Genomic DNA, 12,877 nt, shown 5'->3' on the forward strand with positions numbered 1-12,877 from the left:
ATGAAGAAGGATAAAAATAAAAATACAATGGTGTTTAGCGAGGATATTCCTCAAAATACAAAAAAGACTATTAAAAGACTAATGATAAGATTAAAAACGCAAAATAAAAAGCTGATAATTGTAGGTATATCGGCATTACTTAGCAGTGCATTTTATGCAATTATGCCACTTATGGTTGGAGCAGCTATTAATAATCTAGTAAATGCAATTCGTAGTTATGATAGATCTGTAAGTGTTTTATCAATGGTGACACAGGCACTAGCTATGCCAGTTTTGATGTTAGTACTAACATCTATTGTTAACAGTTTGCTTTCTTATATTCAGCAATATATAATATCTAGCATTGGTGAAAATTTAACCCTATCACTACGTAAAGACATTAGCGAAAAAATAAATAAGCTTCCGCTGAAATACTTTGATTCACATAAAACAGGGGATGTTATGAGTAGAGTAACAACTGACCTTGAAAAAGTATCTTTAGTAATGCAAGTCGGATTTATGCAGTTTATATCTTCTTGCTTTACAATTGTATTTACCATTATTGCGATGGTTATCTTAAATCCAAAGTTATCTTTTTTAATTTTTATATCCATTGGAATCAGTGCTATTGCAACAAATTTTGTATCAAAATTGAGTCAACGTTATTATGCAGATAATTTTGCTGCCATGGGTGATTTGAGTGGAAAAATTGAAGAAGTATATTCTGGAAATCGTATTATAAAGGTATTTAACCAACAATCTGATATGATTGAAGAGATTTCTAAGCTTAACAAAAAGCAGCTTGAAGCAAATAGAAAAGCACAATTCATTGATTTTGCTATATATCCAACTATAAGGCTATTAAATCAATTAGGTTTCGTTGTTACAGCTATTGTAGGAGGAATAATGACACTTAGTGGACAAATTTCCTTAGGTGGAATTCAGGCGTTTTTACAATATGTAAATCAAGTTTCCGAGCCTATTACTCAAGCATCTTATGTTATTATGTCTCTACAATCTGCTATTGCTGGAGCTGAGAGAGTTTTTGAACTATTAGATGAAGAGGAAGAAGCTATAGATAATACGGCTAGTACATTCCCAAAATCTAATGGTAGAGTGACTTTTAAGAATGTAAAGTTTGGTTACACACAAGATAGAACTTTAATAAAGAGTTTAAATTTGGAAGTAAAGCCTAACGAAATAGTAGCTATTGTTGGCCCAACAGGTGGAGGAAAAACTACATTAATTAACTTGATTATGCGTTTTTATGAATTGAATGGAGGATCTATATCAATTGATGGGGTTAACATTACTGAAATTTCTAGAAGCACATTGCGTAGACAAATTGGTATGGTACTTCAAGATACATGGCTGTTTAAAGGTACAATAGCTGAAAATATTGCTTATGGTAAGATGGATGCTACACGAGAAGAAATTATAGCTGCTGCAAAAGCAGCCTGCTGCGACCATTTTATTCGTACACTCCCAGAAGGATATGATACTGTAATATCTAGTGAGACATCTAATGTTTCTCAAGGACAAATGCAGCTCTTAACTATTGCTCGTGCTATGCTGACTAATCCAACAATTATGATATTAGATGAGGCTACTTCAAGTGTAGATACAAGAACAGAAATAGAAATTCAAAAAGCTTTATCAAGGCTTATGAAGGATAAAACAAGTTTTGTCATAGCTCATAGACTGTCAACTATCCAAAATGCAGACATGATTTTGGTTGTTAAAGATGGAGATATTGTAGAGAGAGGAAACCATGAGAGTCTTCTAGCGCAAAATGGTTTCTATGCTTCCCTTTATTACAGTCAGTTTGAAGTGGCCAATTAAATGATATAAAAGAAAAAAGCATTTTTGTTATAGAAATATTCTTGCTGATACGGACGTCAACCTCTTATTTACACACTTTACAAATTATTGATCGTATGATATTATACCAATAACGTTATATATTGTTATAAGCTATGATGGAGACAGTAAATAATTTTTGAAAGACAAAGCGAGTCGGGGATAGTGAAAGCCTGATACGATTAGAAAATTATCGAATATCCCTCCAGAGTTTTAGACCGAAACACTAGGAGTAGGTTCTGACGGGTTCCACCGTTATATGGAGCGCATATGTTGGTATGTCGTATCAGGTGGTATAGAAGAAGTATAGACTTTTGTCCTGTTATAGGGGCGAAGGTCTTTTTGTTTTATATCCTCTTTAACACCAAGACATTCCAATGTAATTTTGGAAGGTGGTGATTGGCATGAGTGAAGGAGACATTAGCAGCGATATTGAAGACATTAAAAAAGAAACTCATCAATTATTGTTAAATAAAGGAGGATAAAAATGAATGATTTTATAGAGCTTGAACATGAGGTAATGAACTTTTGGGAAGAAAATAAATGTTTTGAAAAGCTTAAGATAAAGAATAAGGATAAAAAACCTTTTAGATTTCTAGATGGTCCTATAACTGCTAATAATCCCATGGGGATACACCATGCTTGGGGAAGGACAACAAAGGATATTTTCTTGAGATATAAAGCTATGCAAGGTCATTCCTGCCTTTATAGAAATGGCTTCGATGCACAGGGATTATGGGTAGAGGTGGAAGTTGAGAAGGAGCTTGGTTTTAAAAATAAGAAAGATATTGAACACTTTGGAATGGACAATTTCACTGATAAATGTGTTGAAAGAGTAGAAAGATTTTCTAGAGTTATAACTGAACAGTCAAAACGTCTAGGACAGTGGATGGATTGGGAAAATTCTTATTATACAAATACCGATGAAAATATAGCTGGTATATGGAACTTTCTTAAAAAGTGTCATGAAAATAAATGGATAAAACAGACCCATCGTCCAATGCCTTGGTGCCCTAGATGCGGCACTTCTCTTTCTGAACACGAAATGACAGGATCTTATAAAGAGCTTGAGCATAATGCAGTGCTTTTTAAACTCCCTTTGAAAGAAAAGCCTTGGGATATATTAGTATGGACAACTACACCTTGGACATTATGTGCTAATGTTGCATTGGCAGTTAATCCGGAAATAGATTATTGTGTTGTTGATTATGGCGATAAAAGACCTGTACTATTAGCTAAAAGTGCTTTGAGATTTATAAAAGAAAAAAAGACTATACTGCAGGATGTAAAGGGAAGTGAACTTGAAGGTTTGGGTTACGAAACCTGTTTCCCCTTCTTGCCTGCCCAAAAGGAGCTTAGTCACAAAATAGTATCGTGGGATATGGTTTCCTCAGAGGATGGCTCCGGAGTAGTTCATATAGCTCCAGGATGTGGAGTAGAGGATTTTGAGTTAGGACAAAAGCTTGGATTACCTTCAATATGTCCAGTAGATGAATATGGAAACTTTTTAGAAGGATATTATTGGCTAATAGGGAAAAATGTATCAGAAGTTTCAGAGAGTGTGTTTTCAAAATTAGAAGAGCAGGGCAAACTATTTGTGACTCATAGCCATAAGCACAGCTATCCCATATGTTGGAGGTGTAAGTCAGAAGTTATATTTAGACTTGTACAGGAATGGTATATAGCTACGGAAGAAATCAAACCAAAACTTAAGGATGCTGCAAGTACTGTGAAATGGGAGCCTGAACATGTTGGAAAGAGAATGCAGGATTGGCTTGCAAATATGGGAGATTGGAGCATTTCAAGGAAGCGTTTTTATGGATTACCACTACCTTTTTATCCTTGTAAGAAATGTGGCAAGCTTACTGTGGTAGGGTCAAAAGAGGAACTGAGAGAACTTGGAGGAAGTAAGGTTGACAAACTACCAGAGCTTCATAGACCATGGATAGATAATATAAAAATAAAGTGTCCATATTGTGGAAGTGAAGTAACAAGGATTATTGAAGTTGGTGATGTATGGTTGGATGCTGGAATAACTCCTTTCTCGACTATGGGATACTTTGATGATAGAGACAAGTGGGAAAAAAATTTTCCGGCAGAATGGGTAACAGAGATGATAGAACAAGTAAGACTGTGGTTTTATTCTCTTCTATTTATGAGCGTTACTCTTACAGGAAAAGCACCTTATGAAAGAGTGCTTGCCTATGGCAGTGTTGTAGGAGAAGATGGTTCTAAGTTTTCAAAAACTGGCTTTATGATAAAATTTGATGAGGCTGCTGAGAATATTGGTTCAGATGCTATAAGATATCTTTTTGCCGGTACAAATGTAGCCAGTGAGGTAAGGTTTGGTTACAATTTAGGGGAGGAAGCTAGGAGAAAGCTGCTTGCTTTTTGGAATGTATATAGTTTCTTTATGACCTATGCAACTATTGAAAAACCTGAGCTTAAGAATTTTAAGGCTGATACAAAGCTTGATATAACTGATAGGTGGTTGGTTGCAAGAACTAACCGCTTTATAGAAGAGACGACAAGCGCGTTAGAAAATTATAAGACCTCAGAGGTTATAAGAGCTTTTGAAGTCTTTACTGATGATATGTCAAACTGGTATGTAAGAATAAATAGGCGCAGATTCTGGAAACAAGAACAAACTGAAAATAAGCTTGCTGCATATTGGTGCTTATATCATGCTTTAAAAGCCACTATGCAGATAATGGCGCCAATTATACCTTTTATGACTGAGCAAATGTGGCAGAATATGGTGAGATGCTTTGAAAGTTCTTCAGAGGAATCTATACACTTAAGCAATTGGCCGCAAGGGCTGCAAGTGGAAGATAGTAAGATATTGAAGGAAATGGAGATTGTAAGAAAATTAGTAGGCTTGGCTCTAAAATTACGAAATGAGAAACAACTTAAGGTTAAGCAGCCTTTGTCAGCTATGTATATAAGGACAGATTATGATAATAAAGAAATTATAAATAAAATGATGAATATAATTAGGGATGAGCTTAATATAAAAGAAATAGTTTTTCTAGAGGATTTCTGTAGCTTGAAAAAGAGATACCTTACTTTGAACTTTAAAAATGCAGGAACTGAACTTAAAGAGAATCTCAAGGAGGTAAAGAGACTCTTAGAAGAGACTACTGAGTATGAAATGTTTGAAATGGTAAATCAGTTCGACTCAGGAGCTCGGGTGAAAATACCTAAATGGGATAAACCATTGGAAAGTAAACTATTTTTAGAAAAAACCATATACAATGATGATTTTGCTGTTGGGAATGATGGAAACATAGAAATAGCACTGCTTTTAACACTCAGTGAAGACCTTATTTTAGAAGGTTTTTATCGGGAACTTTTACGTCAATGCCAACTGCTGAGAAAAGAGGCTGGACTAAGAGTGGAACAAAAAATAGTTCTTGGCATAAAGAGTAACAGCATGAGAATTGATGAGGTAATTAAAAGATACCATAGGAGTATCTGTGAAGAAACCTTGGCCTCGGATATAGTTGAATCTATAGATTTACCATTAGTTGCAAAAGAAGTGAATATAGATGAAAGCTTAACTATTTTACAAATATGTGATAATCATATATTTTAAAGGAGCATTTGTTTCCAGCTAATACGTAATGTTCTCAAATAATAAATTTGTAATAAAATATGTAAAACCCTTACCAAAGGAGATACAAGAAACTATTCAAGGTATATTGCAGCTACTAGACACCGAATATGGGACGGATAGAAATCGATGAGAAAGTACAGAGATATTTTATAAATAATAAAGAAGGGGAATCCTCAGATAATAGGATTCTTCTTTTTCATTTTTTATTATTAGGATATAGTAGGTTGAAAATATTAAACTTATAATTAATATTCATAGATATAATCTGGATTTATATGCTACAATTGTACATATTACACATTAATCTATCACATTTAGATGCTTAATTTTCAAAATTTATTTACAATGTAAGTATCATGTAATTAATATTGGGGGTGGAAAAAATGATGATGATTCGTTTGAATCTAGGTTTTTTCAGAGGTAATGTAGAATCAGGAAAAAAGCTCTATGCAGAATCAGTCTTATAGATAATGGCGATAACTGCATAGAGAATCTTTTAATCGCCTTTTCATTCTAATTTTGAAATGTCAATAAGCCTGATTTTGCATCTTTTACTTAATTATTTATGAAGTGAAGGAGCAAATTAGAATGAAATATATAAATGCGACAGAAGTATTACCTTTTGACTTACTTAGTGAAATTCAGAAATATATAGCTGGTGAGATATTATATATACCGCAACCAGAGGGGAGAAAGAATCCCTGGGGAAGTAGAAATGGTACAAGACAAGAAATTATAACTAGAAACAAACAAATTAAATTAGAAAAAGAAAATGGTAGAAGTATTGAGGAACTTATGATAAAATACAATCTTTCTTATGATACAATTAAAAAAATTGTGTATTTAAAATAGTATTAACATACAAAACCTCTGCAGGCTTAAAGCTTGCAGAGGTTTTGTGCATAAAATAACTATAGTGATTGTTTACCTTTTACTGTGAAAAAATATAATTTACAATATAGCTAAACATGATTTGGTAAGGGCTCGACTTTTATTGATTTAGCGTATCCTTTAATAACAATAATATTAATTTATAATTGCGCAAAAGTATGAACTTAAAATTATTTATATTTTCGGAGGTAAGTTATGTTCAGACAAGATAAAATAATTGATGATTGGAATAATCATTCTGATGAGTATTTTAGCAAAACCAAATTTGATGAACTATTTTTGGCTCTTGAGAAAGACCCCTACAAGGGTTTTCCTCATGCAATGGCTACAATGATAAAAGAATATTATCCCGACTTAAAAGGAAAAAATGTTTGTGTTCCGTCCTGTGGTGACAATACAGCAGTATTTAGCTTTTGTGCTTTGGGAGCAAAGGTGACAGCTACGGATATTTCTTACAAGCAAATTGAAAATGCACAGAAAATCGCAGAAAAAAGAAATTTTAACGTAAAGTATTATGTCTGTGACAGCATGAAACTGAATGAACTCGCAGACAGTACCTATGATTTAGTTTATACTTCTAATGGTGTTCATGTTTGGATTAATGATTTAAATGCGATGTATAGCAATATTTACCGCATATTAAAAAAAGGAGGTAAATATATGCTTTTTGATACACATCCCTTTGCTCGGCCTTTTGACCAAAAAGTATATAAGGGAATTTTTAAAGTTGTTAAACGCTATGAAGACGTGGGCCCGTTTGGAGAAGTTCCAACTTTCGCTTGGCGAATACAAGATTACGTCAACGCTTTAACTAAGTCAGGCTTTATTATTGAGAGGATGGAAGAATTTCATAGTGTTATTGACGATATTCCAGACTGTAATTACTTATTTGAAGAAAATGATATTAATTATGATAACTTCAACTGGCATAATAATCCATGGGCTGCTTTGCCCCAGTGTCTTGGGTTATGCAGCCAGAAAGTTTGAAAATCAGCATAATTGTATATAGGTTTCTTTTATTTTGTTATAATATCAACATTATTCTTTAACATAGTCTTAATTTTAATAAGTTGAGAAAATGGGATACCTAAAAAGAGTACAATTCTATACTTATTTCTAGTAACAACTAAAAAGTCTACGTTACAACCTTCATGGTGAATCGTACCATAAATATAAATGAGGTTTTTACTAAATTTGGATTAAATGTTTTGGGGAGAAATGTACTGTAAGTGATGCAGATTTTTTAAATAGGACTTACTATTAAAAGTAAGTCCTTCAGACTGCTGACAAACATATTTTGTCAGCAGTTTTTTCTTTGAGCAAAAAGGATTTTTAATATTCACAGCGAATTATATTTATAGTAATAAATAATAGTAGGGGTAGATACAATGATAAATGAAAGAAATAATTCGCAAGGTGAAATTGAAGTAGTTATACTAGAAAACTTAGTTCCTAAAGATCATCTTTTGAGACAAATAGATAAATATATAGACTTTTCGTTCATAAGAAATATTGCAAATAAGCTTTATTGCTTAGATAACGGAAGACCAGCAATCGATCCAGTAGTTTTATTTAAAATGCTATTCATTGGATACTTATATGGAATTCGCTCAGAGCGCCAGCTTGTAAGAGAAATAGAAGTTAATGTAGCTTATAGATGGTTCTTAGGTTATTCTTTAACTGAACCTATACCAAATGCTTCAACTATTAGTCAAAATCGTAGAAGGCGTTTTCGCGATAGCGATATAGATCAGCAAATATTTGATGAAATTGTGCGCCAAGCTATAAAATATGGATTAGTAAGTGGAAAAATACTTTATGCTGACTCTACCCATATAAAAGCTAACGCCAATAAGAACAAATTTGAATTAGTGCAAGTTACAGTAGAACCAAAAGAATACCTAGAGGAATTAGATAAAGATATAAATGAAGATAGAGAGGCTCATGGTAAAACTCCGCTAAAAAAAAGACCAAATACCAGAAAATAAATCTATAAAAGTTAGCAAAACAGATCCTGAAAGTGGGTATATGGTTAGAGACAATAAACCAAAAGGTTTTTTCTATCTTGACCATAGAACTGTTGATAGCAGAGAAAATATAATTACAGATGTACATGTAACTCCTGGAAATGTTTATAATAGACAGCCTATAATGTCTCGCGTAGATGTTCAGAAGAAAAAGTTTGGCTTTGATATAAACTTTATTGGGTTAGATGCAGGGTACTTTACCAATTTAGTTTTAAAGAAACTAATAGCTAGAAATATTAAGCCAGCAGTAGCATATAGATTAGGACCACATACAAAAGGGATATATACTAAAACCTTCTTTCGCTATGATAAAGATGAAGATATATATTATTGCCCTAACAATATGTGTTTAAAATATAAAACCACTACTCGACAGGGATACAGAGAATATATATCCAACGCTAGGAACTGTAGCTACTGTTCTTTAAGTGAAAAAAGCTTGTCTCCTAAATCTCAAATAAGAGTTATTAGAAGGCATGTTTGGGAGGAGGCTAAAGATATAACTGTTGAGTTTATGAGAACAAATCAAGGAAAACAAATTTACAAGAGAAGAAAAGAGACCATTGAGCGTAGTTTTGCGGATTCAAAAAATATCCATGGACTACGCTACGCTCGTTTTCGCGGTCTACGTAAAGTTCTAGAGCAGTGTTTATTAACAGCTGCTGTTCAGAATATGAAAAAGATAGCTAGGGCGTTAGCCCTAACTAAATTCAGTATTAGTTTCCATATGTATAACTTAATTGCTAGCTTAATATATATAATTTACGCTACAAACCCCAGCCTATTAAAAATAAGCTGGGGTTTGTAAGCAACCTGTAGGACTTACTATTAAAAGTAAGTCCTTGATTCGTCTTACTAGAAGAAGATGATTTAAACTTTTATAAGTTCTAATACTTGTTTAGGATTTTCAAGAATATAATTAGCATTAATTCCTACTGATGATTTAGCACCCCATAACGCTAGTGCGAAATCTATGTCAGCACCAAATGCACAATCCATATCATATTTAGTGTCACCGATATATATTGTCTTTGATTTATCTGCACCTGAAAGTTCAATAAATTTTAAAATTGGGTCTGGATTAGGTTTATGTTTTTCTGTATCATCTGCGCAAACTACTAACTTAAAATAATTATTCAACTCAAACGGTACAAAATCATTTAGAAATTCTTCTTTAGTTTTTGAAGTAACTATACCAGTTAAAATTCCAATTTCATTTAGCTTAATCAAAGTATCCTTAATGTCATCAAAAACTTTCACATGATGAAAATATTCTTTTAAGTATCTATTCCATTTCACATTGCAATCTAAAATATTAGTTATTCCAAGTTTACTTAATGTTACTTCTCCAGGGATACCTAAAGCAAATCTTAATTCATCAAAACTCAAATTTTTATTAAGTTCTTCAAATACTAATTTTTGAAGTGATGAAAGAACTGCGATTTCGGTGTCTAGAATCGTACCGTCAATATCAAATATAATATAGTTATACATGTTACCCTCCATTATTAAAATTTAATAAGTATATACTACAATTACGTCTAAATTGGTGCTGTTAAGTACCTATTTTTCTTCCTATTAATATATTGTTGTAATCAAAAAATTAGGTATCCTTAAAATAGCTGCTGATTCGACTAATTATAAGGATACCTAAACATATAAAATATTACGCTAGGCTTTACCCTATTACGCTAAATTATATGACAATTGGAATAATTCTAGTTAATATATATTATCATTTGTTCGTGTTTATTACTATTTTATATCATTTAGCACTATTATTCAAGTTATTTTGTAATGCCTAAGCAATTATGTTATGATAATAATCAAGAATAGTAATAAATGATAATGATTGATGAGGTGTCTAGATGTTTACTGAAGAAAGACTGGAACAAATTTTAAATATACTTAATAAAAACGGTAGAGTTAAAGTAAAAGAACTTAGTGAACTGTTTAATGTTTCAGAAAGCATGATAAGAAAGGATTTGCAAAGGTTAGAAGCTGAAGGTGCTATTCAAAGAACATATGGTGGAGCTATTTTGAATAGAAGGTTTTCCGAAAGTATCCCTATTGACACTAGGATAAAAGCTAATTTAGATACCAAGGAGTTAATTGCTGAGAAAGCTTTTGCTCTTATAATGGATGGAGATGTAGTTTTTTTAGAATCTTCAAGTATTAATTTTTTTCTAGCAAAATTAATAGCAAATAGCACTAAGCAAATAACTTTAATAACTAATATGTCCATAATACCTCCACTATTTAATAATAATGAAACTGTAAAACTACTATGTATAGGTGGCATATATGATAACAAGTCGGGTGGCGTTTTAGGCTCAGAGGTTATTAAGAGTATATCCAAATACATCTTTAATAAAGGCTTTGTGGGAAGTGCAGGTGTAAATTTAATTACAAATAGCGCACATACTGTAACGCTAGAAGATGGTAATGTTAAGGAACTAATAATTTCCAATAGCAAGGAAGTATTTTTACTTGTTGAAAAGGAAAAATTCGATGTAGATAGTACTTATAGATTTGCAGACTTAGAAGAATTTAGTGCTATAATTACTGATTCAGATATTACTAATGAAATTAGATATAAGCTAAAAAAATTATCTGTAAAGTTAATATAACCCTGATTGAACATAATGCGAAATCTTCTAGTATGCCGAATTAATTAATAGATTTTTAGGTAGTATCTGATTCTGATAAAACATTATTAGTTAGAGCTATTCGTGGTGAACTAGGAAAAGCATTGGGGAAATGGAGAGTAAAAAATATAACTTAACCTTTTGTGGATTTAGCACACCGTGCCTCGCCTCCAACATTAAAACCCTCGACGGATGTCGAGGGTTTTTGCATTATAAATCCACAGTTTCTGAACTGATAACTTCTGAATTTACAGGTTTTGGCTTTGTTTTATAAATTGAGTTAAATGCCCCAGCTGCTAGTCTAATAAAATTATTATCACTATCGGTTTCTGGGGCTAAAACAATGGACTCTCCTTGGCCTTCATTTGAATTAAAACTAATAACCATGAAGTTTCTTTTAAATTTAACCGTTTTAGTAGCAGGACGAAGTGCATCGAGAATTGCCTCTGTTTGTCTTCCGTAAATAGAGTTACCTATAAAATGCTCCGCTAATGATTCAGTATTTTCCTTTTGTATAAGTTCATCATTAGTAAACGTAGAAGCTCCTAATAATTGTTCTTTCGAAATTCTATAATTGATTGTTGGTAAAACAATAAATAAATAATCCTTATGCATTATTAATGTACATTTTGTATTCATGTGGGCATTTATACCGTACATAATCAGAAAATTATGATTGCATTTAACATCACCTTTGCTAACACCCAATACTTTATACATATTATCTTTCTTTATACGCATCTTTCTAAATTCATTTACGCCCAACAATAAGAATAAAACAATGATGACTAAAGCTATAATACCTACCATTGATTAACACACTCCTATATGATTTATATTACAGTAATTGTAATGATATGTAGATTATAACATAAATAAGTATAGGTATGTTATTAGTGCTATAATTTATTTGTACTTTAAAAATTTTTGTAGAAAGGCAAGGCGTAAAATATACTTAATAAATTTATTGAAAAATCTAATCATCTAAATCTATACAGTATTGTGGTATTGCAAAATTGAGAAAAAATTGATGAATATCATTGGGCAGAAGAAATAAGGAGAAATCAATATTCTGTTACAAAAAGCTTTACTTCTACAGCAGTGGGCATGGCAATTGACCAGGGACTTCTAACTTTGCAGGATAAAGTTATTGACTATTTTCGAAAGGATATTCCTGAAAATTTACCAAAACTTCAGTTACAACGATTGAAGAAATTAACCATAGAGGATCTTTTAACCATGAGCGCAGGCTATGGAGAAGCAAATTTAATGGATGATAGGAGAAGCTTAAAAAATAAAAATTGGATTCAAGTGGCTTTATCAACACCACTTATCTTTGAGGCAAAAAAACAATTTACATATACCAATTGTACCTCCTATTTGGCTGGTGTCATTGTGGAAAAAGTTACAGGTTGCTCATTAATTGATTATCTTATGCCAAGATTATTTGAGCCACTTGGAATACAACGTCCTGGCTATGAATTATGCCCATTAGGACATGTATTTGGAGGCAGTGACCTAATGTTAGCAGCAAATGAGCTTAGTAAATTTGGGCAATTATATTTACAAAAGGGTGAATACAACGGAAAACAATTAATTTCTAAGGAATGGGTTGAACAGGCTACAAAAAAGCAAATAGACACAGCTAATGCTTCTTTAGATAACAGTTTTGGATATGGTTATTTCTTTTGGAGAGGCAGTCATAATTCATACCGTGCTAGTGGGATGTTGGGGCAAACATGTATTATTTTAGAAGATAAAAATGCTGTTATTGCTGTAAATTCAAATGAGAAAAATTCACAAGCCATTAAAGACTGCATATGGGAAAATATTTATCCTAATCTTTAGATGGAAAA

The 12,877-nt window shown here is 32.3% G+C and carries 9 protein-coding genes; 7 read left to right on the forward strand and 2 right to left on the reverse strand.

The annotated features are described in order from the left end of the window. The 5 genes from BN2665_RS11090 (at nt 1) to BN2665_RS26690 (ending at nt 9,181) form a co-directional block, all read left to right on the forward strand. On the forward strand, nt 1-1,821 hold the full coding sequence (locus tag BN2665_RS11090; protein WP_055667191.1) for an ABC transporter ATP-binding protein: 1,821 nt from the start codon (nt 1-3) through the stop codon (nt 1,819-1,821). 505 nt (nt 1,822-2,326) lie between these two features. Next, the gene (ileS, locus tag BN2665_RS11095) at nt 2,327-5,434 is read left to right on the forward strand and encodes an isoleucine--tRNA ligase (protein ID WP_055667192.1); all 3,108 of its coding nucleotides are present in this window, start codon (nt 2,327-2,329) and stop codon (nt 5,432-5,434) included. Nucleotides 5,435-6,043: 609 nt separating this feature from the next. Beyond that, the gene (locus BN2665_RS11100; protein ID WP_055667193.1) at nt 6,044-6,307 is read left to right on the forward strand and encodes a CD3324 family protein; all 264 of its coding nucleotides are present in this window, start codon (nt 6,044-6,046) and stop codon (nt 6,305-6,307) included. Between the two features lie 234 nt (nt 6,308-6,541). Then, nucleotides 6,542-7,333, forward strand: a complete 792-nt coding sequence (locus tag BN2665_RS11105) for a class I SAM-dependent methyltransferase (RefSeq protein ID WP_055667194.1) — start codon at nt 6,542-6,544, stop codon at nt 7,331-7,333. A 401-nt stretch (nt 7,334-7,734) separates the two neighbouring features. Continuing rightward, nucleotides 7,735-9,181, forward strand: a protein-coding gene (locus BN2665_RS26690; RefSeq protein WP_423229853.1) for an IS1182 family transposase whose coding sequence is annotated in 2 segments (ribosomal slippage) — nt 7,735-8,318 and nt 8,317-9,181 — 1,449 coding nt in all. Because the reading frame shifts where the segments join, the coding sequence is not laid out codon by codon here. Nucleotides 9,182-9,243: 62 nt separating this feature from the next. Here the strand turns inward: BN2665_RS26690 and BN2665_RS11115 are convergent. Beyond that, nucleotides 9,244-9,867: an HAD family hydrolase gene (locus tag BN2665_RS11115; protein ID WP_055667195.1), complete on the reverse strand. Its 624-nt coding sequence runs from the start codon at nt 9,865-9,867 to the stop codon at nt 9,244-9,246. 374 nt (nt 9,868-10,241) lie between these two features. Here BN2665_RS11115 and BN2665_RS11120 point away from each other — a divergent pair, with 374 nt between their 5' ends. Continuing rightward, nucleotides 10,242-11,003, forward strand: coding sequence for a DeoR/GlpR family DNA-binding transcription regulator (locus BN2665_RS11120; RefSeq protein ID WP_055667196.1), 762 nt, complete (start codon nt 10,242-10,244; stop codon nt 11,001-11,003). Between the two features lie 228 nt (nt 11,004-11,231). On the opposite strand, the gene BN2665_RS11125 is transcribed toward BN2665_RS11120, so the two are convergent. Next, nucleotides 11,232-11,831, reverse strand: a complete 600-nt coding sequence (locus tag BN2665_RS11125; protein ID WP_055667197.1) for a hypothetical protein — start codon at nt 11,829-11,831, stop codon at nt 11,232-11,234. Nucleotides 11,832-12,074: 243 nt separating this feature from the next. On the opposite strand from BN2665_RS11125, the gene BN2665_RS11130 reads away from it, so the two are divergent. Then, nucleotides 12,075-12,869 (forward strand): serine hydrolase domain-containing protein, encoded by a 795-nt coding sequence (locus tag BN2665_RS11130; protein WP_278335904.1) that lies wholly within the window; start codon nt 12,075-12,077, stop codon nt 12,867-12,869. Nucleotides 12,870-12,877 lie beyond the last annotated feature (8 nt).

The sequence above is a fragment of the Desnuesiella massiliensis genome, from assembly GCF_001403615.1.
In the GTDB taxonomy this organism is placed as follows: Bacteria; Bacillota; Clostridia; order Clostridiales; family Clostridiaceae; genus Desnuesiella; species Desnuesiella massiliensis.

Bases quoted from the DNA above. Each gene is read 5' to 3' on its own strand.
- BN2665_RS11090 (WP_055667191.1), top strand. From the start codon at position 1: ATGAAGAAGGATAAAAATAAAAATACAATGGTGTTTAGCGAGGATATT.
- BN2665_RS11115 (WP_055667195.1), bottom strand. From the start codon at position 9,867: ATGTATAACTATATTATATTTGATATTGACGGTACGATTCTAGACACC.
- BN2665_RS11100 (WP_055667193.1), top strand. From the start codon at position 6,044: ATGAAATATATAAATGCGACAGAAGTATTACCTTTTGACTTACTTAGT.
- ileS (WP_055667192.1), top strand. From the start codon at position 2,327: ATGAATGATTTTATAGAGCTTGAACATGAGGTAATGAACTTTTGGGAA.
- BN2665_RS11105 (WP_055667194.1), top strand. From the start codon at position 6,542: ATGTTCAGACAAGATAAAATAATTGATGATTGGAATAATCATTCTGAT.
- BN2665_RS11120 (WP_055667196.1), top strand. From the start codon at position 10,242: ATGTTTACTGAAGAAAGACTGGAACAAATTTTAAATATACTTAATAAA.
- BN2665_RS11125 (WP_055667197.1), bottom strand. From the start codon at position 11,831: ATGGTAGGTATTATAGCTTTAGTCATCATTGTTTTATTCTTATTGTTG.